The following is a 25,892-nucleotide window of genomic DNA, read 5'->3' as shown; positions in this document are numbered from 1 at the left end:
TGAAGTACGTGTAGGCCTTCCAGAAGAATATGTCGGGTCAGTTTTATTGGGGATAGATATGGCGCGATCTGAACTTGGCGCCGTCACCGCCGGAAAGCTCATGATTGACCGTGGAGCCCACGGCATGATGGGCTCTTGCGAGGCAATTTATAAGAGTCTGGCTGTAGTCCTGGTCAAATTATGTAACCTACCTAGCACCGATGTTTCAGACTCCGAGCTGATCGCATTATTTCCCCACGAGTTTCGTTAGAAGAAACACGAAACTCATTTGGGCTCTGGATTATGAGTAACGTGAACCTCTCGGACGTGGCTGGCCTGCTTGAAGAAATCCCGCAAGAAGGACTTCGAGCAGGCATGAAAGGAACGGTGGTTGATATTCATCGCAGCCCGTGCCTCGCCTACGAAGTGGAGTTTTGTGATGACCAGGGAAGAACCATCGCGCTTGTTGCCTTACTTCCAAATCAAGTCGAACTGGTGTGGAGTCGAGGTTGAGGCAGCGCTGCGAGTTAACGACGTATTGGCACTTCGATCTGAACGAGTTCAAGGCCATGATGAAGGAGGGATCAAAAAGTTGGCGAGCAATCGCTGGTTCCGGAATCCAGTTGTCCATCCTCAATGCGCGTTGCTGATTTCACGTCAGTCTAGATCCGCGTGGAATCGACGGTGCGGGCGTCGGCCGCAGCTCTCCCTGCTCCCCTCCATGCATTTGTATGGCGCCATGAACCGAAGGCCGCTGCCGGACTCAGTTGCTGACAGCTTCGGAATACATTGCCGCACTTAACCAGGAGCCTGGCGAGGTGTTCGGACACGCATTCGCCCTTTCGAACACTAATGCCTACCTCATCTTCCCAGCATCCATGAAGTGGTGTGTACATAGGGAGCACCTTATCGAGATGTCCGAACTCGTGTCGACCGTCGGGGTTTCCGAGGACTCGCTGTTTCCTCACGACTTCTGGGCCGCATCAGAAGCCATCCGGCGTGTCAGTTCCGTAAAATGGTCGCCCTCGTCAGCGAGAACTATTGGAACAGACAATGATGCAGAAGAGAAAGAATCATCGGTTATACCCGTGCCCTTGCTGCAATAGCTTGATGCTTTTTGAACTGGGGAACTACGAAATCTGCGAGGTTTGTGGTTGGGAGGACGACCCCGTGCAATCAGCTGATCCTGCATTTGCAGGAGGAGCTAATGCAAATAGTTTGAATCAGGCCCGAACACATTGGCAGGCAGGGAATGCTTAACAAGAGTTGCTCTCAGACTTTTATTTTTTAATCACTAACAAGCGGACAACTCACGGGGCTATGGCTAAAGCCGACACATGAATGAAGGCGTCCGAGGCGACCATGATGGATCAATGACGCGTCGTTTGACGGCGGCCCTGGCGACGCTGGCGGCCTGGGCAGCGACAATGGGCATCGGAAGTGGGTACGCCCAGACGATTCCGAACAACTTTGAGCTTTTGTTAAGCGTCTCGGATTGACACCTTCTGACAGAATTCCCCATCTGCTTTCGATATCGTCTGTAACACCACTAGACACAGCCTCATTCCCGATGAAAACCCTTCTCGCCCTCTCTCTCGTTCTAACCGCGCTCCCGGTATTCGCCGGCGCCCCGACATGTCAGACACAAACGCTCGGCAAGCATGCCGCAAGAGTCTGCATCACCTCGGCTCCGTTCCAGCACGACTACTACACGCTGTCGGTTGACGAAGCCGTAGTCCTAGTCGCACCTGACGACTTCATCGAGAACGTGTCATTGACCCATACGATCCCCGAGGATGCTGCAGTCGAATTTCCGTTGTCGCAACAAGGCACACCGACGGTGGCGATTCAGGGTGGATGTGTTCCCGTGAGCGAGAAACAAACTTCGGGCTCGGAGACGATCGGTATCGAAGTTGCGCGTTTGTGTTCGTTCAAATGGGGAAATGAACAGATCGTCAAGGATTTGCGATTTAACTTCGAGTAACGTAATACGCCCAGCGAGCGCTTTTCAGCGCCTCGCATCAACGCGTCCTGCGGGACTACGACGTATACCCGACCGGCAGTGCCAGCATCTGCTCCATTGAAATCCGCCTATCGAGCGGCACGGACTGGAAGAACGCGTGCCCTACCACCTTTCCTCGAAGTGCCCGGGTAATCCGTCCGGTACACCAACGCGCAACGGACCATCGTTCAACCGCTAGCGGCATACGCACCCGATCAGGATAACGAATCATCATTCGTAGGATCGGCACGAACCGGTCTGGTAACAAAACAAAAATGCATTCCAAGACCAGAGCAATGAAACCATCGAGCCTCCTAGCAGGGGCCATCTTCACCGCACAGATCGCCTCAATCGGCCAGGCCCGCGCACAGAGATCACCAACGCCTCCCGAAACCGTCAACGCAGCGCGCAGCGCGACCCAACAACAGCAACTCATCGAGCAGCAACGTCAGACGCAGGAACGCGCACAGGCCGTCAATGCGCCAGCCATGCGCTCGGGCACCCCAGAGGCCGGTAGCTGGCCCGACCTGCCCGTCGAGGAACCCTGCTTTCGCATCCAGTCGTTCGCGCTCGACGTGCCTGCGACTCTCTCCGATCCAGTGCGCGCGCAGGGCGCGTCTGCCCTGCCGCTCGACCGCTTCACATTCGCCCGCGAATGGCTCAATCACTACCAGGGCCAGTGCGTCGGCAAGCAGGGACTCGATACCCTCGTGAAGGAATTGCAGCAGGCAATCCTGAGTCGCGGCTTCATCACCACGCGCGTGCTGCTACCTGATCAAGACCTGTCGACGGGCACACTGAGATTCGCCCTCGTGCCCGGCATCGTGCGTCAGTTGCGCTTCGCCGATCCGGCAACGCGCGGCACCTGGAAATCCGCTTTCCCGACCCGTGCCGGCGACATGCTGAACGTACGCGACCTCGAGCAAGGGCTCGAGCAGATGAAGCGCGTCAGCAGCCAGGACGTGGACATGAAGATCGAGCCCACCGACACGCCCGGCGAAAGCGATCTCGTGGTCAGCTTCAAACGCACCAAGCCGTGGACCATCGTCACCTCGGTCGACAACTCCGGCACGCGGGCCACGGGCAAATTGCAGGGCAACCTGGGCGTCGGCCTCGACAACCCGCTCGGGCTGAATGACATCCTCACGCTCGGCGCGAATCAGGATCTGGAATTCGACGACAAGGAACTCCGCTCGCACGGCTTTAACGGCTCGTACTCGATTCCGTGGGGCTACTGGACCGCCACCCTGTCGGGCAATGCAAATACCTACTACCAGCAGATCGCGGGTCTGAACCAGACCTTCGTCTCCAGCGGCAATTCACAATCCGTCGACTTCAGGTTGCAACGGTTGATCAGGCGCAGTCAGAACGACCAGCTCGGCTTGCAGTTGCGGCTCACGAAGCGTTTCGGTGCGAGCTTCATCGAAGACACCGAGATTGCTCAGCAGCGACGTAACAACACGTTCATCGAAGCCGGACTGACTGACCGTCACTACTTCGGCAATGCGCAACTCGACGGCACGCTCGCGTACCGCCAGGGCATCAACGAATTCGGTGCGACACCCGACCCCTACCCGACCGGCCCGACCTACCGCTTTCACATGGCGGTGCTCGATGCGAACCTGTCGGTGCCGTTCCAGATCGCGACGCAGAGCCTGCGCTATGTGACCACCTTCCATGGCCAGCTTACCAACGACACCCTGTTCTACATCGACGATCTGACGATCGGCAGCCGCTACACCGTGCGCGGCTTCGACGGCGAAACGATGCTCGCGGCCGAACGCGGCTTCTACTGGCGCAATGAGTTACAGATGCCCATCGGGCAGACCGGACAAACGGTGTATGCGGGGATCGACTACGGGCAGGTGTTCGGGCCGAGCACGGCTTTTCTGGAGGGAACCCAACTCGCAGGCGCCGTCATCGGTATTCGCGGCAGTGTCCCGACACGTCTCGGCGGATTCGCCCATGACCTGTTCCTGGGGACACCGATCTACAAGCCTTCAGGTTTCCCTACCGCGCGCGTGACGTTCGGCTTCCAGCTCACCGCACAGTTCTGACGACGCTGACCGCCTATGTGCATGCGCGCCTTGAAAGACGCTTCGGTATCGCCTGACGAGACAGACGCATTCTCAACACGCCTACAGCGATACTTCCATGCTTCTTGAGCCCGCCGCATTCGGCGCGTGGCCGTAGCGCTTGCGAAAGGCGTTCGAGAAATATTGACTGGAATTGAAGCCACAAGAGAAGGCAATCTGGGTGATGCTGCTGCGCCCTGGCATCTTCAGCAGACGCGAAGCTTCTTCAAGCCGCAGATGCTGGAGATACTGCCGCGGTGTCATATTGGTCAGGCGCTTGCAATACTCCGAAAAACGCGTGCGCGACAGACCGCATTCCTTGGCCATCGACTCCAGCGTCCAGTCCTCGCGTAGCGCGAAGGCGAGGCGGCGCAGAAAAATCGCCACTGTGTGCTGCGAAGTCGACAGGTCAGGATCGAGTTTCGGCGCCTGCTCAAGCATGCGATCAAGCAGGCCGACCATAATCGCGTTGATCGCCACTTTCAACCGTGTCTCGCCATCTTCTGGCGTTCGGGTAAGCAGGATCATGGGGATCGCTTCGAACGCGCGGCAGAGCGCAGCGCCCCCATCCCAGACCGGCTGGTTATTCTGCGTGAGCATGCAGCCAAGCGACTCGCCTTCGTTGTCAGAAAAAACCATCCAGCCAGGCCAGCGCAAGGGCTCGCTCGGTCGACGCAGGCCGGCATCGAGGATCATCCATAGCAGACGGCTCGGTCCCACGACCGGATTGCCGATCGAATGCAGCTGCCAGGGGCGGATGACGATGAACTGCCCTTGTTCGAGCTCGTAGACCTTGTCGTCAACAATGAGGTTGAGATTGCCACGGGCCAGATAGGCGATCTTGAAACCTTCATTGCAATGCCGTTTCAAGCCCCAGCTCTGTTTGTATTTCGCGTCCCAGAAGCCGACGGTGCAGATACCCGGCAGCTTGTCCCCCAGGGATTGACCCGGATAGCTGCCGCGCGTCCAAGCGTGCAGATCGGTCTCACCACGCAACGCCGCGGCCTGAAGCTCGCGGCAATTGTCCGCATACATCATCGAATCCGGTTGCCGAAAGACGGAAGGGCGGCGATTGTCTGTCGCGATGATGACGGGTGGGTTACGCATATGTGTGCCTCACAGCCCAGGGAAACCACTTAAGAAAATTACCACCGTTCGAAGGTGCACGTTTCGTCGAGCCAAATCTGGCAATGTCCGACAAGAGACAGCGAAGGATGCCATCGGAGGCATCTTCGTCACAATTCGGGAGAGCACTCGGTGAAGATCGCATTCAATTTGCTCGTTTTGGGAGCGGACATCACTGTCGAGCATGCGCCTCAACTCGAGCGCCTCAAAGCGCAGGGCTATGACGGTGTCGAAGTCCCCGTCTTTTCCGGAACACCGGAGCGATATGCGGCGCTCGGCGCTGTGCTGCGAGACATCGGCCTATCCGCCGGCGCGGCCGCCGTCGCAACGCCCGAGGCCAATCCGATCAGTGCCGATCCCGCGACGCGCGCGCGTGCTCGCGATCGCCTTCGCTGGATTGTCGACTGCACGCATGCCATGGGTGGAGAAATCATTGCCGGACCGGTCCATTCGCCCGTGGGCGTCTTTAGCGGCTTTGGGCCTACTGCCGAGGAGCGCGGCCGGTGCATTGAGGCGATGCGTGCGCTCGCCGAATATGCCGAGCCCGCGGACATCAGGATCTCCGCCGAAGCCATCAACCGCTTCGAGTGCTATCTGATGTCGACGATTGCTGCGGCATCGGCAATCTACCGTGAGGTCGACCATCCGAACTACGGCTATATGTTCGATACGTTCCACGCCAATATCGAGGAAAAGGACGCGCCGGCGACTTACGAACATTACCACCGGGAGATCAATCATTTTCACGTTTCCGAGAATGATCGAGGCATACCTGGCACCGGACATGTGCCCTTTCCGGCACATTTCGACGCGCTGCGCCGCTGCGGCTATGACGGTTGGCTGACCGTCGAGTCATTCAGCCGCGCCCTGCCGGAACTCGCTGGCGCCACGAGAGTGTGGCGAGATCTCTTCGATGACGTCGATGTGCTTTTCGCGCGCAGCGCAGCGTTCGTCCGGCAGCAATGGGATGCCGCCGGCGAAAGACTGGCCGTGTCACGGGCGGGGGCCTCGCAATGACAGGCATGCCGGTCCTTCAGATGAGGGGAATCGTGAAGGCCTTTCGGGGTGTCGTCGCCCTCGACCAAGTCGATTTCGATTGTTTTGCGGGCGAGGTCCACGCGATCTGCGGTGAAAACGGCGCGGGCAAATCCACGCTGATGAAGATCCTCGGCGGCGGCTATCGGCCCGATGCCGGAGAGATCCGCATCAGTGATCAGCCGGTGCGCTTTACGCATCCCGTTGAAGCGCAGGCGGCGGGCATTTCCGTGATCCATCAGGAGTTGAGCCTGCTGCCTCACCGGAGCGTTGCGGAGAACATCTTCATGGGGCGCGAGCCGTCGCGAAGAGGCTTCCTCGACCGCCAGCAGATGCGTCAACGGACGGCCACGCTACTGGCGCAGCTCGGCACTCGCATAGACCCGGATCAGCGCGTCGCCACCTTGTCGATTGCGAGCCAGCAACTGGTTGAAATCGCCAAAGCACTGCTACTTGATGCCCGGGTTGTCGTCATGGACGAACCAACGGCGGCGCTCGATGAGCGAGATTCCCGATCTCTACTGCAGCTCGTCCAGAACCTGCGAAAGGACGGTGTAGCGATTGTCTATATTTCCCACCGCATGCCTGAAGTCATGGCCATTGCCGACCGGGTGACGGTTCTGAAGGACGGGTGCAAGATCTGGACTCGGCCGCAGGCCAGCGCGGACGTCAATTCGATCGTCACCGCCATGGTTGGCCGGGACCTGAAGCATTTCTACCCGAAGCCGCCGGTCGTCGAACCCCGCGAATCGCTGTTTTCAATCGAGAATGGCGAGAATGCACAGTTGCACGGCATCGATCTGCATCTCCGTGTCGGCGAGATTTTGGGTGTCGCGGGTCTCGAGGATTCGGGTAAGGCGGCACTGGCCCAGGCGATCGTCGGCGACGTGCCATTGAAGACCGGCTCGATGAAGCTGCGCGGCAAGCCTGTGACGATTCTGTCACCGCGCCGGGCGGCGGCGCATGGCATGGGCTATGTTCCTGCTGACCGAAAAGGCGAAGGGCTCATGCTTCGTCAATCGGTTCGCGACAATGCACTTTTGAGCCTGCATGCAATGGCAGCGTCCTTGTCGCGCCCCGATCGCGGCGCGCTGGCATACAGGAAAATCGATGACGGACTGCGCGCCATGGATGTGCGCGCGGCGAACTTTGGCCAGCCTGTCGGCGCGCTTTCCGGCGGTAACCAACAGAAGACGATCATCAGCCGCTGGCTCGCCCAGGCTTCCGACATGCTCGTTTTCGTCGAGCCGACGCGCGGCATCGATATCGCCGCAAAGGCGGCCATTTACGAAACCATGCGCCAGTTCGTCGACTCCGGTCGCGGTATCGTGGTCATCTCCTCGGATTTGCCAGAGATCATTGGTCTATCCGACCGCATCGTCGTCATGCACCGGGGCGCAATCGCCGGAGAACTACCCCGAGGCTCCAGTGAAGCGGCCGTCGTGGCCCTGTCGCTGGGACTTGGCATGCACGAACGGCAGGACGCAGCCGCATGACCATCGAAGCTTATCCACGAGCGATGCGCTTCGGACGACCGTTTCGGTTCTCCTTTGCATCCGCCCTGCTTCTTATTTCCCTGGCCATCTATGCCTGCACCGCGATCGTGACCGGGGAAGTGAATCAACTGAGCCTGAACGGCCTGACCGGTCTGTTGCAGCGCATGGTGGCGCTCGGGCTTGTAGGGCTGGGCCAGACGTTTGTCATTCTCGTCGGTTCGATCGATCTCTCCGTCGCGGCCTTGATCAGCGTCGTTGCGGTGCTGGCTTCTTTCATCATGCATGGCGAGTCGAGCATGATGGTTCCAGCGATCGTCGTCTGCCTTCTCGTTTGCCTCGTTGCAGGATGGGTGAACGGCATGTTGGTGGCTTATGGACGCATCAATTCGCTGATCGCGACGCTCGGTACCGGCCTGGTCATGCAGGGCGTGTTGTCCACCGGGTTTTCCTCCATGCCGGGCTCCGTTGCGCCGCAGTTTGAGGCATTCGCCTATGGCAGCCTCTTCGATATTCCGTATCCGGTCTTCTTGCTGGCCATCCTTGCCATCGGTGCTTCTCGTCTACTGTCCGGCACGGTCTTTGGTGCTCGCATTTATTCTGTCGGCGGCAGTCCTGAAGGCGCACGCATGGCCGGAATACGGACCGAGCGCGTCGTGCTCAGTGCGCATCTGATCGCCAGCCTGTTCGCCGGTATCACCGGACTCTATCTCGCTGCACGACTGCAGTCCGGTACGCCTCGGGTCGGGCGCGACGGGATCTACGATCTGGAATCGATCGCCGTCACCGTTGTCGGCGGCACGATTCTCGCCGGTGGCAAGGGTGGAGTGGCCGGAACGATGGCCGGCGTACTGCTCTTTGCCAGCCTGGACGCAAGCTTCAACATGCTTGGCGTGGATGCCTTCGTCAAGCAAGTGCTACGCGGCGCCATCGTGATTGCGGCGGTCGCGGTCCACGCCGTGGGCAACAAGGAACATGTCGCATGACACTCATCCCGCACGCCACGCCGTCGCGACGGCCTGTCTTCTCGATCCCCGCTATCAATTTCGGTTTGGTCATTTTTCTTCTGCTTTATGCCGGCATCGCGATCTTGCAGCCAAGCTATCTGCAAGCGGGTCTCTTCATGAACTTTCTGCGCCGCGCGGCGCCGTTGATCATTCTGGCAAGCGGACAACTCTATGTCATTCTGACGGGAGGCTTCGATCTTTCGATGGGGGCCGTCGTCACGCTCGTTGTCCTCGCCGCCTCGATTCTCGTGAACGGTGATCCGAATGCGACCTGGCCGATGATTGGCGTGCTTTACCTGATGGGTCTTGCCATCGGCCTGGTCAACGGGATAGTGGTTGCCTTCCTGAAGGTACCGTCGATTGTCACGACGCTCGGCACCATGCTGCTGATCAAGGGCCTGGCGCTTGCATGGTCTGGCGGTGCGGCGCGTGGTGACCTGCCGGACAATTTTCGTGATCTTGGCCGTTTCGTCGCGCGCGATGTCTGGCTGATCGGAACCTTGCCGATCGCGGTCATCGTGCTCATCGTTTTCATGATGATCGCCGGCTGGGGGTTGCACGGCACGGTCTATGGCAAGCGAGCGATCGCCGTTGGCGACAATGCGCGCGCGGCGGAACTCGCCGGGATGCAGGTTGCGGCCACACGTATTACCGCGTTCGTGGTTTCGGCACTCGCTGCGGTGACAGCCGGCATCCTCGTTGGCGGGTTTTCGGGTGTCTCCGTGAATGCCGGCAACGGGTTCGAGTTGCAGGCGATCGCCGCCTGCGTCGTGGGCGGTGCCCAATTGCTGGGCGGGCGCGGCACGATCTGGAGCGCGCTCTTCGGTGCACTCAGTTTGTTCACCCTTTTTACACTGCTTAATCTCGCCGGCCTGCCACAGGCGTTGCGCGACAGCATTCAGGGATTGATCCTGATTACGGCAGTCGGCGCGAGTGCCTGGCGGGACCGACGGAAAACCTGACGCTTGCCGGACGGCCAAGCGATAAAACGCCGGTTCACCGGCACAAGGAGACGAAGCATGCATTTCAGAGCGACTATCGCAGCGATGCTGGCACTGGCATGCGCTGCCGCCACTCACGCACAGGGGTTCGACGATACCGCGCAGTTCCAGAAACAGCTGGCGGAATTGTCGACGACACCCCTGGGACCGCAAGGTCAGCCTTGGGCGCAGCATTTAGGCGGCAGCATGATCGAAACGACGAAGTACAAGAAGAATGGCCCGGTCACCCTTTGCTTTTCGAACGCCGGCGTCTTCAATCCCTGGCGCGTCGTTGGCCTGAAGAACCTTCAGGCAGAGGCGGAGCTGCACAAGGACCGTATCAAGCAACTGATTGTCGTTGACGCGGAAGGCAAGGACGACAAGCAGATCTCCGACATCGAATCGCTGGTCAGCGGCGGCAAATGCGACGCTCTGATCGTGTCTCCGAATACGACCGCCGCAGTGACCCCTGCCGTGGAGGCCGCCTGTACGAAGCTGCCAGTCATCGTGTTCGACCGAGGCGTCAATACAAAATGTCCGATCACCTACATCCATCCAGTGGGTGGGTACGGCTGGGGCATCACCTCCGGCAGATTCATCGCCAGCAAGTTGAAGAAGGGCGATAACGTCCTGGCGTTGCGCATCATGCCCGGGGTCGATGTACTGGAGACGCGTTATTCAGCCGCCAAGCGGATTTTCGATGAGGCCGGCTTGAACGTCATCGGTTCCGAATTCACCGGAAGCGACCGCGCCAAGACAAAGGCGATCGTTGAGGATTACATCAATCGCGGCAAGAAGATCGATGCGATCTGGATGGATGCCGGCGACACTTCGACTGCCGCGCTCGAGGCCTTCGAGGACGCTGGCCTGCCCTATCCGGTGATCAGCGGTGAAGACCAGCAGGACTTCTTGCGTCAATGGAAAAAAGACAAGCTGACTGCGATCGCTCCGTCCTATCCAACCTATCAGTGGCGTACGGCGATCATCGGCGCGATCGACGTCCTTGACGGAAAGCCGGTTCCCGGACCTGAATGGATCCTGCCGCAGCCGGCGATCACCCAGGATACGTTGACGAAATACATCGATGAGCGCATGCCGCCGCTTCACTACAGTCTCTGCGGCTGCCAGGATCTACCAGGATATCCGGGACGCTGGGACGGGAAACAATAGCAGGCAGGGCGCTTTCAACTTGCCAATTGTGCAGCGTCAGCGGGGAGCCGCGCCGGTGGAAGCCGGTGCGATTGTTCCGACATCGATTGAAGCCGGCCTCGGCTCGGCGCTGCGACGCATCGCAACGCTCATCTCATAATTGCTCATCCGTCTGTCCTTTCGTCTCGCCGCTTCCCCAGCGTCAATAGCGCCGCTTGCACGAACTCCCACTAGGGATTCGCTGATCAATTGATTTCTGCTACACGTTGCATGCATGCTGAAATCGATGCGTACATAACGGTACGGACATGAAGCAACGCAGCTTTGCAAGTGCCGAGTACGCGATGAGGAAGATGCAAAACGCGACGGGACCTCATCAATTGGCCGTTTTGCACAGACATGTGTGCAAACAATCGCCGTTCATTTTTAACCTTCGTGGAAAGCGAGCAAAGATCCAGACTGGCCGTGAATCGCCTTGAGTGCGCGTAGTGACGTTTGTGAGATAATAACTAGTTACACATCAATAAAGAAACTGGTCTGGCGCGAGTCATTTTTAATCGCGCGCGGCAAACTACGGGGTAATTGGGGTTTGGAATTCAGGAAAGACATAAACGGCCTGCGTGCCATCGCGGTATTGGCGGTCGTGTTCTATCACTTTGGCGTTCCCTATTTCAAAGGTGGATTTGTAGGGGTCGATGTTTTCTTCGTGGTTTCTGGGTATCTTTTGACCACCATCGTGCGCGGTGAACTGGAAGCCGGGCGCTATTCAACCATCAATTTTCTTTCGAATCGGTTACGCCGCATCTTCCCGGCTCTCTGCGTGTTGCTGTGTGCCTGCGTGTTCTGGGCAACCTACTCGTACTTGCCCGGCGATTATAAGCGCATCGTTCGCGACGCCACATCGGCACTTTTGATCCGTTCGAACTACGCGTTCGTCGACAATTCGGGATATTTCTCGCCGGATGCCCGACAAAACATTCTGCTGCACACATGGTCGCTGTCTGTTGAATCGCAGTTCTACCTCATCTTCTCGGTTCTCTGTGGGGTGTTCTGGCCCAAGGGTCGTGGGCTTTCGAGGCTCCTGGGGGGAGGACTATTTTTTGTCCTCGCTGCTATGTCTCTGATCTGGTGCATTTGGCACACACCCGCTAATCAGCCGGCGGCGTTCTACCTCCTGTGGAGCCGAGCATGGGAATTCATGGCGGGCTCCATCGCTGCACTTTGCGGTGCTCGCGAACTACGTGTGTCGCGCGCGAACATCCTGGCCACTCTCGGTGCAATTCTTCTGCTCGGTGGTATTGCGGGCTTTGATTCGACGATGCCCTATCCGGGCTGGCGCGCGCTGCTGCCGGTGGTAGGAACGATGCTGATCGTCGTGACAAAGCGAAGCTATATTGCTCGGCTTTTGGGCCTGCAGCCGTTGCAGTTTGTTGGCAGTATTTCCTATTCCGTCTATCTATGGCACTGGCCGTTAATGGTGGCGTTTCGCGAGCGTACCGGAGTCGTGCCGACACCTGTCGACATCATCATTCTCCTTATCGCATCGATTGTCGCCGGCTGGGCTTCCTATTCGCTCGTTGAGCAACCGCTTCGTCGACGTGCACGCAGCGGGCACCTGGCATTCGGGTTGGCCGGCACTATTGCTGCGGGTTTGGTGTTTTCTGGCGTGCTCACGTGGACTGAAGGATGGCCTCAAAGACTGCCGGTGTATGTTCAACCCGCCATCGCAGCGCGCGACGAGCCCAATCCACGCGCGGCCGAGTGCATGCGCGATGCCAACGGAGTGCAACATTCGGCGGGTGAATTTTGTGTGCTCGGCACCCTCGACGGCAATCGCCCGCCTGTCGCGATGCTTTGGGGCGACTCGTTCGCTGGTGGCTTGCAACCCACCGTGTCGTCGATTCTAAAAGACATCGGAATTTCCGGAATCTTGGCGTCGGAGGGAGGATGCCCACCCTTCATTGGAACTGCGTTCAAGGGGTCCGGCGCGGACTATTTTCCCGGGTGCGAGAAATACGCGAACTTCGTTTTCAAATACTTCGAACAAACCCCATCGATCTCTCTTGTGGTGGTGGCTGGAGACTGGAAACGTTATGACGCGGACTATGAAGGCTCCGTGCTCAAGAAGATCGCACAGGTCCTAGCTGCTCGGAACGGGCGCATGGTGGTTCTCGGCGCCGTCCCAGACCCTCTTGGCGATGTCCCTCATATGTGGGCCCGAAAGGAGTTTCAGGCGGCCAAGGCTGTCCCCAACATGACTGTGTCACGAGAATCGCAAGCCAAATTGCTCGACGAGGTTGCTCGGATTGTCACCCCGTCGCTGACTGTCGGGGATGTAATGACAGTTGAGCCATTCAGTTCTCTTTGTTCTGCGAAGGAATGCTTCAGTGTCAGGGATGACCGGGCCCTGTTTCTTGACACCGACCACTTGAGCAAGGCTGGCATTCGGTACATTGAGCCACAATTGCGAGCCGCGATCACGCTGTCGGAACGCGAAATCGAGGAAGCTCGTGTGAAGCCCCACGGATCCAACCCAACCGCCGTTGCTCTTCCACGTCTGCGAGACTCCCAACCGGGCCACGATGTCAGTTCTGGCCGCGCCCAGCGAGCCGAGGGCCACGCAGCGAACACGATTGAAGGGATGCCTGGCAATCACCGCTGCCTGAGTTCCAACTCAGTGCGATCAGAGTCATCGGAGCCTTGCGGTCTTCTCTGAGCCGTCAACGAGGTCGTCGTCTCGCTCAGCACGGCTAGGGATTCGCTGATCAATTGATTTCTGCTGCACGATGCGTGCTTGCTGAAGGCGATGCGTATTGGTCAGCGTATCCCTAGAGCGCCTGAACTGCGTGCAACGATGCTTCGACCATGCGTCGCACGACAGGCTGCACCTTGGCCGCGCGCGCTTCGTCATAGTTGAACGGGGATACTTCGTTCATGTACGTCGACTGACACATCTCGAGCTGGATCGCATGGATGCCGGCTTGCGGCGAGCCGAAGTGCCTCGTGATGTAGCCACCCTTGAAGCGGCCGTTCGCAACCCACGTGAATTCGCCCGCGGCGGCTGCGCTTTCTGCGGCATGTTGTACCGCGGCCGCGGCCGTGCGGCCGTCCTGGGTGCCCAGGTTGAAATCCGGCAATTTGCTGTCGAAGAGGCGCGGCAGAACGCTCGCGATCGAATGCGCTTCCCATAGCAGCACATTTTTGTGCTGCTCTCTCAAACGAGCCAACTCCGCTGTGAGCGTAGCGTGATACGGCTGCCAGTATTTCTCGACGCGCCCTTGCTTTTCGGCGGCGTCCGGCTCGCAGCCGTTTCTGTACACCGGTTCGCCGCGGAACGTTTCGCGTGGACACAGGCCCGTGGTGGTCTGCCCCGGATACAGGCTCTCATCGTTCGGCGGCCGGTTCAGGTCGATCACGTAACGCGAGATTCGTGCGCCGAGCACAGTGGCGCCGAGTTCCGCCGCAAAGTCATACAGGCGGTCCAGATGCCAGTCGGTATCCACTAGCGTGAGCGCGACATCCGAGTAGCGGTCGCGCAAATCGGTCGGGATGTGTGTGCCCAGATGCGGAATCGAAATCAGCAAGGGCGCCTCGCCTCGCTGCAAGCCGTACAGGTCGTTCATCGAATTGCCCCCAGTTGATGCATTTTAGCGCAAGGCATCATCCGGCAGATCGGGCTGCGCCCGCGCCAGCAACGGCTGAATCGCATTGTCCAGCACACCGCGCGTCATCATCTGTGTTCAAAACGATCTCAAGGTGATTCACGCCACCGACCACTTCGTCACCCAATGCACGGAAAGGCGGCCGAGTTCCGCTTCGGTTTGCACGATCAGCCGATTCCGATCCGCAATGTCTGAAAGCACCACATTGACGTGGGATTCCAGCCCGAGCTTCGGATGTGGTCGGACCTCGACGTCGACTTTCACCGTCTCTCCACACACGCGCCGGACCGTATCAACCAGTGCCTTCGCGATCGCTTTCTCCCGCAATGCGGGTTTGAAAATCTTGCTGACCGCCGTCAGCGGCATCGCATCGAGAATGAGCACCTGCACCGGAACGGCAGCACGTTCAGTGATGACGCTACGTGCGTGCGCCAGCAGCTCCTCAGCGCTGGTGCTTGCCCCGGCGCGCAGAGTCACATAGACGATCGGCAGCTCGCCCGCATGTCCATCGGGTATGCCTACGGCGGCGGCAATGTCCACCGCCGGATGCCGCATCATGCCTTCTTCGATCACGGCGGGATCGATGTTGTGCCCGCCGCGGATGATCAGGTCCTTGGCGCGACCGGTCAGCCAGAAATAGCCCTTGGCGTCGCGGCGGCCCAGGTCGCCCGTGTTGAGCCAGCCATCCTCGAGGCAAACACTTTTGTTGTCGCTCGCCTTGACATAGCCCGAAAACACATACGGTCCACGTAGCAGCACGATGCCGATCTCGTCCACCTCGCATTCGCGAATGATGCCGCCACCCTGCCCCTGGAACTCGACGATCTTCACTTCCTGATAAGGCAGACGCAGGCCGATGGAACCGGCCAGCCGATCGCCATCACGTGGATTGATCGAACTCACGCACGTGGCTTCGGTCATGCCGTAGCCTTCGAGCAGTTTGAGACCGGACGCTTGCTCGAAGCGCTGAAACAGTTCGGGCGATAGCGGCGCGGCGCCACAGATCGCGAAGCGCAGCGACCCCACGTCCGCACCGTCGCGCGGCACACTCAGCAATGCGGACAGCACCGTGGGCACCGCGCTGAACAGCGTCGCCCGATAGCGCTGGACCGAACGCCAGAACGACTTGCGAGTCCTCTCGGAGCGATAACCGCTCTCGGACAGCAACACGACATGCGCCCCGACGCTGAACGGCGCCAAGCCGGTCACCATCATCGCATTCGAATGAAACAGCGGCAGACCGCACAACGCTGTGTCCTGTGGACCCACGTCGAGAGCGGACGCGACGGCCCACGCGTTGGCCGATTCATTGAAGTGCGTGCGGCGGGCAAGCTTCGGCGTCCCAGTCGTACCACCCGTATGAAAATAGGAAGCGACGTCACTGCCATCCGCCGCGGGCAGCGGGAACACGGGCTCGACCGGTTGCTTCGCAAGCAGCGCGTCGAAGTCCTGCGCCCAGTCGGGACAGGCGCCTTCTCCGCCGACACGCAGAACCGTCGCGAGGCTCGGCACCTGGGAACGCAGCGCTTCGACTTTCTCCCACACGCCCGACGTCGCCTGGCGTCCCTGGGCCACGAGCGCGCGTGTGCTTGCGGCTTTCAGGATACCGACGATATGATCGACCTCAAGGAAGGGGTTGATCGGGTTCACGATGCCCACGGCCTCTGCGCCCCAAAGCGCGAAATGCGTTTCGGGCAGATTGGGCAACATGTACGAGACGACGTCGCCCCGCTCGACACCCAGGCCGTGCAACGCATTGGCTGCCTGGGTGACACGGGTCAATAGCGTCGCATAGTCATAGCGCTGCTCGCCATCGTCCGGGTCACCCGTGGGCACGAAGGTGATGGCTGTTGCATGCGGCGATCGCGCGGCCTGGCGCGCGATCGCCGCATAGCTCGAGACCGGACGCTCCAGGCGCTCCACCAGCGGCACGCGCTCCAGCGCCTCCACGTCGGCCTGGTTGCGAAGAGGAGGACGCACCATGGCTATGCGCAGGGTCAAAGAAGCGACGAACTCGCGCCGCCATCGACAACGAACGACCCGCCATTGCAGAAGCTGGAGCGCTCGCTAGCGAGAAAGACGGCGAGATTGGCAACTTCGCTCTCTTTGCCGTAACGGCCCTGTCGTTGCTTGATCACCGCATCGAAGTCCGGAATACCGAGTTGTTGCTCAAATTCCTTCTTGTGCGAAACAACCAGTTCAGTCGCGATGAACGACGGCAGAATCGCGTTGGTGCGGATATTGTGCGCACGCAGTTCAACCGCGGCCGTCTTCGCCAGCGACACGGCCCCCGCCTTCGACGCGGAGTAGCTGCCGATCAGCGCGCAAGAAGCCTTGGCCATGACTGAGGCCATGATCACGATGTTGCCACCGCCATTCTTGATGAGCGCGGGAGCGGCATAGCGAATGCAGAGGAACACCCCATCGAGATTGACAGAGGTGACCGCACGCCACTGTTCGAGGCTCTGGGTTGCAAGCGGGGCGACCACAGCCACGCCGGCGTTCGGCACCATGATGTCGAGCTTGCCGTAACGCTCGACGGTCGTGTTGACGAGTGCCTCGACCTGCGCAGGTTCACGTACGTCGCAGGTGACAGCGCTCGCCCCAGGCAGCGATCCGGCCACGCTTTGGGCGGCAGCACCGTCGATATCGGAGACGACCACCGTGGCACCCTCGGCAGCATAGGCACGAGCGATGGCTTCGCCCAGGCCGCGGCCTGCACCAGTGACAATGGCCACCTTGTCTTTGAGAATCAGTGAGTGATTGTTCATAGCAGGCTCGCGGACAGGCCGCCGTCAAGGAGGAACTCAGCGCCCGTCGTGAACGACGCGGCATCGGATGCGAGATAGGCCACCGCCTCGGCCACTTCAAGTTGGGTGCCCAGGCGCCCCTGCTTGAGTGCGACGAGGTCGGAGAACGGCACGCCGACGATCGCTTCGACAGTTGGAATCAAGCGCTCCACCATCTCCGTATCGACGAAGCTGGGACACACCGCGTTCACGCGAATGCCCAGTGGACGCAACTCGGCTGCCGCGGTACGCGTGAGCTGGAGCACCCCCGCCTTCGACGCCGCATACGCGCCAAACAGCGGGACGCCGTTGGTGCCCGCCGCCGAGGACATGTTGACGATGACGCCACGGCCCGAAGCGACCAATGCCGATGCGCTGTGCTTCATGCCGAGGAAGACGCCTGTCACATTGATCTTCATGATGCGATCGAACTCTTCCTCGCTGTGCTCGAACAGCGGCTTGACGATTTCGATGCCGGCATTGTTGACGAGCGTGTCCATCGCACCGAACGCGTCGACGGTGGCTGCGACTGCCTTGTCGAAATCGCCCGCGACAGTCACGTTGCAACGTATCGAACGCGCCTGTGGCCCCAGCTCCGATGCCGTGCGAGCCGCACCCGCTTCATTGATGTCGGCGAGCATGACGTACGCGCCGCGCTGGACGAAAAGTTCGGCGATCGCCTTACCCAAGCCTTGCGCCCCGCCTGTGATGAGAGCCTTTCTGCCCTGAAGTTCGTTCACTCGTTTGCTCCTCCTTTTAGGAATGCTCAGCTCGTCATGTGCGTGTGAGGCGCACGGTGAGAGCCAAAATACTGCGATTGACTACCTGCGATTCAATCGTGGCGGTACATCGTGACGACGCACGCACCGCCCAGACCGATGTTGTGTTGCAACGCGACATGTGCGCCTTCGACTTGCCTTGGGCCTGCCGCACCGCGCAGTTGCCAGACCAGTTCAGTGCACTGGGCGAGGCCGGTCGCTCCCAGCGGATGGCCCTTGGAAAGCAGACCGCCGGACGGATTCGTGACGATCCTGCCGCCATACGTATTGTCACGATCCCGGATGAATTGCTCGGCCCCGCCCTCCGGACACAGGCCAATGGCTTCATAAGTGAGCAGTTCGTTGACTGTGAAACAGTCGTGCAGCTCGGCGACCTGCACGTCTTCGGGGCCGATGCCCGAAGCTTCATACACCTGCCGGGCCGCGAGTGCCGACATGTCATAGCCGACCATCTTGATCATCGATGCCGGCTGGAAGCTGCTCGGATAGTCCGTCGTCATCGCCTGGGCGGCGATGTAGACGGGATTGGCAATGCCGTGGCGTGCGGCGAATTCATCCGAGCACAGAACCGCGCTTCCCGCACCGCATGTGGGGGGACAGCATTGAAAGCGCGTCAACGGATCAAAGACTTCGTCGGAGCTCATGACCTGTTCGAGATCAAGTCGCTCCTTGAACAGGGCATAAGGATTTCGGCTCGCGTGCTCGCGTGCTTTCACCGAGATCATCCCCAAGGTCTCCTTCCTTGTTCCATGGCGGTCAAGGTATTCCCGGCCAGCGCCGCCGAACATTTGTGCGGCCAACGGGGCTGAGGAGGCGCCTTGTACTTCGTCGATCACCTGGATATGCAGGCCAAGTGGGGACTCCCTATCGTCAAACCGGGTCACCAACGGCCCTTTCGCCATCTGCTCGAAGCCGAGCACCAGAACGCACTCGGCCGCGCCGCTCGCGATGGCCTGCCGGGCAAGCCAAAGCGCGGTCGATCCGGTCGAGCAATTGTTGTTGACATTGAGAATGGGAATACCGGTCAGGCCAAGTTCGTACGCGGAGCGCTGCCCGCATGTGGAATCTCCGTAGACATATCCGGCATAGACCTGCTCCACCGCACCATAGGGAATGCCGGCATCGCCCAACGCCAACCGGCCCGCATCGCTTGCCATCCGGTAGTACGGCGGACTGGCACCCGGTTTCGTAAACGGCGTCATTCCCACACCTATGACATTGACGCGACGACTCATCGTTCTCTCCCACTCTCTGGAACCTCGATCTGCCTGGCTGTGTCGGTGCCGCACGCTATGCTTTTGCGAAGCCGTACACCACCAGCCCGGCGACCATGGCCACACTGTGCCATGGTTATTTTTGAGACCATCAACTGGAGAAGCAACACCAAAGCGTCTCCTTACCTCCCCAGCCTGAAGGCCGAGTTTTCTCGGAGACGCTGATGAACTGCGTCAGTCGTGCACCGTGAGGTCCGGCTTCATCACCAGGCCGAAACTTCGCAATTGGCCAAGCAGCTCGCGATGACCAAAAGCCTGGCAGGCGGACGCGAAACCGACCTTCCTTGGCGCCGTCTGCAGCAGCGAGAACGCCGCATAGGCCTGCAGCAAACCTGTCTGCTTATAGTTGCAGTTGCCATGAATGACGCAATGCGCGCGGCCGAGCGGGCCGGACGCATACACCGAATCGAGGGTCGTGTTGACGCGCGTGTTTTCGCGCGGCGGCATGCTGGCTTGCAAGCTGCTTGCGATTGCGGCCAGAGCGGCATCCTGCTGATCGGGTGGCAGGGGTCGGATTTTCTCCTGGACCATCTGCTGCGTCTGGACTACGCCCTCCATGACCTCGCGTGCCATCACGCCGCCGACAACACGGCAATTCGATACGCGGGGATCGTCCTTGAACCACACGGGGTGCGCCGTGCCGCCCCATGGAACAGCGATCGCCGTTTCGTGCTGGCCCGGCACGTGCACATTCACGCTGGCGGTCGGGCTCCATGCGACATACTTGTTCTGCTCGAGGTAGTACCAGGTCGCCTTGAGAATCGTGAAGATGGTCTGGGTCGAAGCGTAGGTGGGAAAACCCTTCCAGAGCACCAGTATGTCGAGCGTGTCGAGACCGGGTGTCTCGAGGCAGAGATTCGCCGCGATCTCGCCGGTCGTGTACATCTGCGCGACGTTCGGAGCGAGCAACAGATTCTTCTTGGCGAACGCCTCGCCCCAACGCTCTTTTGCCAGCATGACCCAGTCCTGCTCACCTGTCGTGTCGGAGTAGTGGCAGCCTGCTGCCAGGCAGGCTTCCACGACTTCGCTGCCGTACTTGATGAACGGACCCACCATATTGCTGACGGACTTTGCGCCTTTGAACAGTTTAGTCAGCGCTTCGACTGAATGCTCGACCTCGACCACCTCATAATCCGCCGTTTCGATGCCTGGAATCTTGTCGACGACTTCCTGTACCTTTTTCCCGTCACGGCCGGCCGCAATAAAAGGGATATTGAATTCCCGAAGGTATTCGCACACCAGGCGCCCGGTATAACCTGAAACACCATAGACAACGACAGGTCGCTTCTCGCTCATTGCTTGTCTCCGCCGGCATTAAGAGGGTGGTGCGGGTACGCGGCTTACCTGCCAGGCCGCGGTCAAAGGACAGCCATCTGCTTGCGCGGGTCGGCAGCAATGCCGTCGACCGTCAACGATCGCCCTGCATTGACCAGTGCTCATGCGCCGGCCGCTCCGAAACCCTATACACCACTTGTCAGCAAGACCTTGCGCCCTCGAGACTGGTGTTTTCCATGAGTCTTCCCCCGTGTATCGGCTTGGGTTCGGACGAAAACTCGCCAAATATCTAAGCGACCGTTGAGATTATTTAGTACAGATGGTTGGATATTTATTTACGACCGTCAAGGCGAATCTTTACGATCGTCAAGTTATTTGTTAGCGTCTGATTAGTTGCATCGCATCATAAATACACCGATATCGTCTGGCGTATCGTTACGCGATATGCTGAGCCGGGCGACGGACAGTCTGCGGTTACGTCAGGGGTGGCTTTTGCTTTGCTCGACGGGCTTTTTCAAAAGTCTCGGTTGAGGCACGTTTCGAAGCAGCCCGACGCTGGTTCGGGCTCTCGAAGAGATGAGGCTTTGCTTCCGAGGCTTGGCCAGCCAGCGCAAATTCTTTCGCAGTGAGTAGCAGGTATGCCGGCAATCGTTCGCCGCGGTACCGGATAGAGCTATGCTCGCGACGCCAAGGCCGACGACAAGACTCCTGCGATGTGTTGGACGGTCAGACGACGGAAGGCAGAAATTTTTGTTGACATGGTCGGCTGCGCTCCCAAAGCCGGCGTGATAATTTAACCATGCGAATACGCGGTTTTCCCCTGGAGTCGAGAAATGCGGGTACAAGTCACAACGATGCGGCTCAATGGCCAACCTTTAACGGATGACAACTCCGACCAGCAGACGACAACCTCTGGCGAGCTTACTATCGACTCCGAACTTGTCGGCGAGCTCGCGGCACAAGTGACGGTGGCCCGGCTGAAAGCCGATGGAACGACCCAGTCCGATGAATTGCTGACACCGTTGGTGGACGCAAAACTGACGGAGCTATCCGACGATACTTTTGCCCTGACAGGCATTGAGGTGCGCGGCGTAGCCCGATTTGCACAGGCCTGGTATTGCAAGGTCCATGTGTGGAAGCCGGTTGTTTCCAGCGTGACGGCTCTGGCAAACAACGAACTTGCGAAGCGTGCAGAGGAAGAAGCGGAGCACGGTAGATAGCGGGTCCGAATGCGAACCGGAGACTTCGATGTGCTACTCGGCTCAGATTCTGGCGGACTATCGCAAGTACGTCCGGATGTTCGGTGCCCACATGAGCATAGAGGAATTCACTCGGCTTTTTTTCGAGCGAGTTCAAGGCAGCAAGGCGAAGATTCCGAAGGCGATGGAAGATGCGTTCGCCGAACCGCAGACCGATGCCGAGCGCGAAATCAGAGCGCTCATCGACAAGTTCAATGCCGAACAGGTCATCAAGCTCGAGCAGGAACGCTTCAAGCAGCGGACCCGTCTCGCGGATGCGGAGCGCGCGCTTCAGAATAAGGTAACGAAGGCGGCAAACGAAAGCCGGCGAATTGCCACTGACAAAATTGAGTGGACGCGTGGCAAGCTCGAGGACATCAACCGCATCTTGCCGGAGGCCCGCGACTCGCGCATCTTTCCCGGGAACCATGCACCCGTGATGGTCATGGAGAACGGCCAACGCGTCATCAAGCCGATGCGTTACCAGTGCCGCCTGGCTGACAAGCCCGCGTCGTACGACGTGAAATATCCGGGCACGTACAACGCGCGTCGCGACAGCCTCGAAGGCTTTTGGAAGCCGCTGTTCGGCTATTCCCACGGGCTGCTTGTCGTTAGTGCTTTCTTTGAGAACGTGAGCCGCGCGCGAATGGAAGGCCACGTGCTTGCGCAGGGGGAGCAAGACGAGAATGTGATTCTCGAGTTCAGTCCGAACCCGCCTCACGAGATGCTCGTTGCATGTCTGTGGTCGCGCTGGTCAAGTCCTGGCGAGCCCGACTTGTTGTCCTTTGCTGCCATCACCGACGAACCGCCGGCGGAAGTTGCCGCGGCCGGTCATGACCGTTGCATCATCCCGATCAAGCCTGAGTACATCGACGCGTGGCTTGACCCGGACCCTTCTGATCTGGCGGCGCAGTACGCGATACTGGATGATCGCGACCGGCCGTTCTATGAGCATAGACTGGCGGCGTGAGCCGCCGTCCGATCTACATCTGCCGCGTGCCTTGCTGCTGTTGTTGCTGCTTTTGCGCAGCGCGCTCCTTCGCTTGCTCCTTGGCCAGGTGATGCCCGACTATGCAGCCCCCTACCGCTCCAACCACGGCGTGGTGCCCCGCATAGTGTCCCGCAACACCGCCGACGACGGCGCCTTTCATACAGCCTGCGGCGGCGGCTGTGCCAATACTAGCGAAACCAAGGACGCCGGCTACTACTAAGGTACAAACTTTCAATGTGTTCATCCGATAAGATCTTTGTGAGTGGCGAAGAGAATGTAGCGTCGGGACGATCGAATTTCAAGATCCGCGACGACCTCTTCTCGGGCAGCTGACAATCCGGATACTTCGAGCCATTCGCCTTTTCGACTCGAGGACAACGTAAAGCAAGCTGAAAGCACGGTCGTCTTTCAAGCAGATTTCTTTCAAGGGCATTCAATGGAACAAGAGACCAGACGAGCCAAGGAGATGTTGCTCGCGCACCTGAGGGCGCTCAGATGAGCGCGACCATTGTCATCGGCAGAGCCCTGCTCAACCGCATCCATGCCGACCTGGACCGGCCCCACGCGTTTGCGGCTGAACGCGGCGGCTTTCTGACGTGCAGATCGGAAAGCGATGGGTCCGGTTGGACGATTCGCAGCATCGATTACGACCCTGTTCCCGACGTCGAGTATGTCAACGTCCCCTCGGTCGGAGCAGCTGTCAAGGGAAGCGCATTTCGACGTTTCCAGATGAAAGCGCACAGCGAGCCGGTGAGCATCTTTCATATTCATCGACACGACCACCACGGTACACCCCGGTTCAGTTCGGTCGACCGTCAGGAAGGGCATCGCTTTGTTCCTGATTTCATGACGGTCAGGCGCGAACTACCGCACGGCATCGTCGTGCTGAGCTACGACGCAGCGCATGCACTCGTGTGGTTACCCGAGGATCCTCACGCGGCAGTGGTTGGCGAGGTCGCGCTCGCGTTTGACTAAAGAGACTTCACCGCGTCCCAGGCAGCAGGATCCGCTCGTCCACACGGCGGATGTCGGTGTGCCCGCACAGGGCCATCGTGGTGTCCAGTTCCTTGTGGATGATCTGCAGGCACCGCGTGACACCGGCCTCGCCCATCGCACCCAGGCCATAGAGGAAGCTGCGGCCGATCAGCGTGCCCCTGGCGCCGAACGCAACGGCCTTCAGCACGTCCTGTCCGCTGCGGATGCCGCCATCCATCCACACCTCGATGCGCGAGCCGACCTCCTGCGCGATCTCGGGGAGCGCGCAGATCGACGACGACGCACCGTCGAGTTGGCGGCCGCCATGGTTGGAGACGATCAGCGCGTCGGCACCGCTGTCGGCGGCAAGGCGCGCGTCTTCGACATCCATGATTCCTTTCAGAATGAGCTTGCCGCCCCACAGCTTCTTGACCCATTCGACGTCTGCCCAGCTCAGCGTCGGATCAAACTGCTCGGCAGTCCATGAACTCAGGGACGATAAATCGCGTACGCCCTTTGCGTGGCCGACAATGTTGCCGAAGCTGCGCCTCCGGGTGCCGAGCATACCGAGGCACCACCGTGGCCTGGTCGCCAGGTTCATGAGATTCACGAGGTTCAGTTTGGGCGGCGCCGATAGCCCGTTCTTGATGTCCTTGTGACGTTGACCAAGGATCTGCAAGTCCAGCGTGAGCATCAGGGCGCTGCACCGGGCAGCCCGGGCGCGCTCGATCAGTCGCACGATGAAATCGCGGTCGCGCAGCATGTAAAGCTGGAACCAGAACGGCTTGCTTGTGTGTGCGGCAACGTCCTCGATCGAGCAGATGCTCATCGTGGACAAGGTGAACGGGATGCCGAACTTCTCCGCTGCACGCGCTGCAAGGATCTCACCGTCGGCGTGTTGCATGCCGGTCAACCCCGTTGGTGCGAGCGCCACGGGCATGGCCACCTCCTGCCCGACCATCTCCGTACGCGTGCTGCGGCCTGTCATGTTGACCGCGACTCGCTGGCGAAACTTGATGCGCTGGAAGTCGCTTTCGTTGGCGCGATAGGTACTCTCGGTCCATGAGCCACTGTCGGCGTAGTCGTAGAACATGCGCGGCACGCGCCGCTGCGCGAGTACGCGCAAATCCTCAATGCAGGTGATAGTTGGCACGATCTCTCTCAGCGTGGGGAGGAACAAGCAGTATATGTGCTCGAAGCAGTCGCCCGTTAATCGGGGAACGTTCTAGAACTCGCCCCTAACCCAACGCTGCCGGCGGGGTTACTCATCGCGAGGGAGGTGACACTGACCCGAATGCCCTCGGCGCGGACCCGACTGTAGATGCGCCATCACTCCCCTAGGCCGTTTCGGGCTGAAGGAAGCTTTTTCCCCCCGGACGCATCGGCGCCGATAAATAATGCAACGAGTTGATATTGCATTTTCCTATGATAGATACATTACGATAGTAAGGGTATAGACTGATCTCCGTCGTCTCACCACCGGCCAGAGCAACAGTCGCTGCGCCGGGGCAAGGCAGAACGAACAACTTTTCAGACATCGGAGCAGATTCATGAATACCAAAAGCCTTGCAGCTTTCGTCCTTGCAGCCGTCATTGCCGCACCCGTCATTGCCGCACCCACCTTTGCAGATAGTGCCACTCCCTCGTCCAACGGACCGGCCGCGGTGGCCGCACAGCCCGATGCCCTGAGCCGTGCTCAGGTGCGCGCCCAGCTCGTCCAGATTGAAAAGGCAGGCTATAACCCGGCCAGGGGCGAAGATATCCACTACCCGGACGATATCCAGGCGGCCGAGGCCAAAGTGGCTGCGCAAAATGCAGTGACGCGCAGCAACCCCACCGTAGCCGGCACTGCGTCGGCATCCGGTGCTCCTGCGATGGTCGCCGCCAGCGGCAACGACGGCATGACGTCGATCTATTCCCATCATTGAACCGTCAGGTCGACGAATCGCCGGCGGCCTACCCGGATCGCCAGGCATTGTGTGGTGAGGCGTGCGGAGATCCCGCACGCCTCCACCAGACGCACCCAATCCGACACTCGACAAGTCTTCGGTTATACGGACGGAT

At 59.6% G+C, this 25,892-nt stretch carries 23 protein-coding genes; 14 read left to right on the top strand and 9 right to left on the bottom strand.

Features of this window, described 5'->3' with window-relative positions:
• The first annotated feature begins 282 nt into the window (after positions 1–282).
• The 4 genes from HV670_RS20695 (at position 283) to HV670_RS20680 (ending at position 4,038) form a co-directional block, all read left to right on the top strand.
• Positions 283–492 (top strand): DUF4926 domain-containing protein, encoded by a 210-nt coding sequence (locus HV670_RS20695; RefSeq protein ID WP_175106743.1) that lies wholly within the window; start codon positions 283–285, stop codon positions 490–492.
• Between the two features lie 540 nt (positions 493–1,032).
• Positions 1,033–1,239, top strand: coding sequence for a CPCC family cysteine-rich protein (locus HV670_RS20690; protein ID WP_175106742.1), 207 nt, complete (start codon positions 1,033–1,035; stop codon positions 1,237–1,239).
• A gap of 310 nt (positions 1,240–1,549) precedes the next feature.
• Complete coding sequence (locus tag HV670_RS20685) at positions 1,550–1,963, top strand: hypothetical protein (protein WP_175106741.1); 414 nt, start codon at positions 1,550–1,552, stop codon at positions 1,961–1,963.
• 314 nt (positions 1,964–2,277) lie between these two features.
• Positions 2,278–4,038 carry a ShlB/FhaC/HecB family hemolysin secretion/activation protein gene (locus HV670_RS20680; protein ID WP_175106740.1) on the top strand — a complete coding sequence of 587 codons (1,761 nt, stop codon included), beginning with the start codon at positions 2,278–2,280 and terminating at the stop codon, positions 4,036–4,038.
• 81 nt (positions 4,039–4,119) lie between these two features.
• On the opposite strand, the gene HV670_RS20675 is transcribed toward HV670_RS20680, so the two are convergent.
• Positions 4,120–5,163 (bottom strand): AraC family transcriptional regulator, encoded by a 1,044-nt coding sequence (locus HV670_RS20675; protein ID WP_175106739.1) that lies wholly within the window; start codon positions 5,161–5,163, stop codon positions 4,120–4,122.
• A gap of 150 nt (positions 5,164–5,313) precedes the next feature.
• On the opposite strand from HV670_RS20675, the gene HV670_RS20670 reads away from it, so the two are divergent.
• From HV670_RS20670 to HV670_RS20645, 6 genes are all read left to right on the top strand, one after another.
• Positions 5,314–6,198, top strand: a complete 885-nt coding sequence (locus HV670_RS20670) for a sugar phosphate isomerase/epimerase family protein (protein ID WP_175106738.1) — start codon at positions 5,314–5,316, stop codon at positions 6,196–6,198.
• Positions 6,199–6,230: 32 nt separating this feature from the next.
• Positions 6,231–7,712 carry a sugar ABC transporter ATP-binding protein gene (locus HV670_RS20665; RefSeq protein ID WP_217478475.1) on the top strand — a complete coding sequence of 494 codons (1,482 nt, stop codon included), beginning with the start codon at positions 6,231–6,233 and terminating at the stop codon, positions 7,710–7,712.
• The gene (locus HV670_RS20660; protein ID WP_175106736.1) at positions 7,709–8,695 is read left to right on the top strand and encodes an ABC transporter permease; all 987 of its coding nucleotides are present in this window, start codon (positions 7,709–7,711) and stop codon (positions 8,693–8,695) included. Before HV670_RS20665 ends, HV670_RS20660 begins: the two co-directional genes overlap by 4 nt.
• The gene (locus HV670_RS20655) at positions 8,692–9,678 is read left to right on the top strand and encodes an ABC transporter permease (RefSeq protein WP_175106735.1); all 987 of its coding nucleotides are present in this window, start codon (positions 8,692–8,694) and stop codon (positions 9,676–9,678) included. Before HV670_RS20660 ends, HV670_RS20655 begins: the two co-directional genes overlap by 4 nt.
• A 3-nt stretch (positions 9,679–9,681) precedes the next feature.
• Positions 9,682–10,866: an ABC transporter substrate-binding protein gene (locus HV670_RS20650; protein ID WP_217478474.1), complete on the top strand. Its 1,185-nt coding sequence runs from the start codon at positions 9,682–9,684 to the stop codon at positions 10,864–10,866.
• A 568-nt stretch (positions 10,867–11,434) separates the two neighbouring features.
• Positions 11,435–13,561: an acyltransferase family protein gene (locus tag HV670_RS20645; RefSeq protein WP_175106734.1), complete on the top strand. Its 2,127-nt coding sequence runs from the start codon at positions 11,435–11,437 to the stop codon at positions 13,559–13,561.
• A gap of 112 nt (positions 13,562–13,673) precedes the next feature.
• Here the strand turns inward: HV670_RS20645 and hutG are convergent, their stop codons facing one another.
• From hutG to HV670_RS20615, 6 genes are all read right to left on the bottom strand, one after another.
• Complete coding sequence (gene hutG, locus HV670_RS20640) at positions 13,674–14,468, bottom strand: N-formylglutamate deformylase (protein WP_175106733.1); 795 nt, start codon at positions 14,466–14,468, stop codon at positions 13,674–13,676.
• Between the two features lie 138 nt (positions 14,469–14,606).
• Positions 14,607–16,490 carry an acyl-CoA synthetase gene (locus HV670_RS20635; protein ID WP_175106732.1) on the bottom strand — a complete coding sequence of 628 codons (1,884 nt, stop codon included), beginning with the start codon at positions 16,488–16,490 and terminating at the stop codon, positions 14,607–14,609.
• Between the two features lie 14 nt (positions 16,491–16,504).
• Positions 16,505–17,278 carry an SDR family NAD(P)-dependent oxidoreductase gene (locus HV670_RS20630; RefSeq protein WP_175106731.1) on the bottom strand — a complete coding sequence of 258 codons (774 nt, stop codon included), beginning with the start codon at positions 17,276–17,278 and terminating at the stop codon, positions 16,505–16,507.
• On the bottom strand, positions 17,275–18,036 hold the full coding sequence (locus HV670_RS20625) for an SDR family NAD(P)-dependent oxidoreductase (protein WP_175106730.1): 762 nt from the start codon (positions 18,034–18,036) through the stop codon (positions 17,275–17,277). Before HV670_RS20625 ends, HV670_RS20630 begins: the two co-directional genes overlap by 4 nt.
• A 92-nt stretch (positions 18,037–18,128) precedes the next feature.
• A complete protein-coding gene (locus HV670_RS20620; protein WP_175106729.1) occupies positions 18,129–19,310 on the bottom strand; it encodes a lipid-transfer protein in 1,182 nt (393 codons plus the stop codon).
• A 213-nt stretch (positions 19,311–19,523) separates the two neighbouring features.
• A complete protein-coding gene (locus HV670_RS20615) occupies positions 19,524–20,645 on the bottom strand; it encodes a DUF5938 domain-containing protein (protein ID WP_175106728.1) in 1,122 nt (373 codons plus the stop codon).
• An 812-nt stretch (positions 20,646–21,457) separates the two neighbouring features.
• Between HV670_RS20615 and HV670_RS20610 the strand changes: the two genes are divergently transcribed.
• Positions 21,458–21,844 (top strand): hypothetical protein, encoded by a 387-nt coding sequence (locus tag HV670_RS20610; protein WP_175106727.1) that lies wholly within the window; start codon positions 21,458–21,460, stop codon positions 21,842–21,844.
• Positions 21,845–21,872: 28 nt separating this feature from the next.
• Positions 21,873–22,832 carry an SOS response-associated peptidase family protein gene (locus tag HV670_RS20605; protein WP_175106726.1) on the top strand — a complete coding sequence of 320 codons (960 nt, stop codon included), beginning with the start codon at positions 21,873–21,875 and terminating at the stop codon, positions 22,830–22,832.
• A gap of 13 nt (positions 22,833–22,845) precedes the next feature.
• On the opposite strand, the gene HV670_RS31145 is transcribed toward HV670_RS20605, so the two are convergent.
• Complete coding sequence (locus HV670_RS31145; RefSeq protein ID WP_246257760.1) at positions 22,846–23,097, bottom strand: hypothetical protein; 252 nt, start codon at positions 23,095–23,097, stop codon at positions 22,846–22,848.
• A 251-nt stretch (positions 23,098–23,348) separates the two neighbouring features.
• On the opposite strand from HV670_RS31145, the gene HV670_RS20595 reads away from it, so the two are divergent.
• Complete coding sequence (locus HV670_RS20595) at positions 23,349–23,828, top strand: hypothetical protein (protein WP_175106724.1); 480 nt, start codon at positions 23,349–23,351, stop codon at positions 23,826–23,828.
• A 7-nt stretch (positions 23,829–23,835) separates the two neighbouring features.
• On the opposite strand, the gene HV670_RS20590 is transcribed toward HV670_RS20595, so the two are convergent.
• Entirely contained in the window at positions 23,836–24,981 is a 1,146-nt protein-coding gene (locus HV670_RS20590; protein ID WP_175106723.1) for an alpha-hydroxy acid oxidase, read from the bottom strand.
• A 397-nt stretch (positions 24,982–25,378) separates the two neighbouring features.
• Between HV670_RS20590 and HV670_RS20585 the strand changes: the two genes are divergently transcribed.
• Positions 25,379–25,756 (top strand): DUF4148 domain-containing protein, encoded by a 378-nt coding sequence (locus tag HV670_RS20585; RefSeq protein WP_175106722.1) that lies wholly within the window; start codon positions 25,379–25,381, stop codon positions 25,754–25,756.
• The last annotated feature ends 136 nt before the right edge of the window (positions 25,757–25,892 follow it).

Source organism: Pararobbsia alpina (genome assembly GCF_902859895.1).
GTDB lineage: Bacteria > Pseudomonadota > Gammaproteobacteria > Burkholderiales > Burkholderiaceae > Pararobbsia > Pararobbsia alpina.
This window is presented reverse-complemented; position numbering and strand designations above follow the sequence as displayed.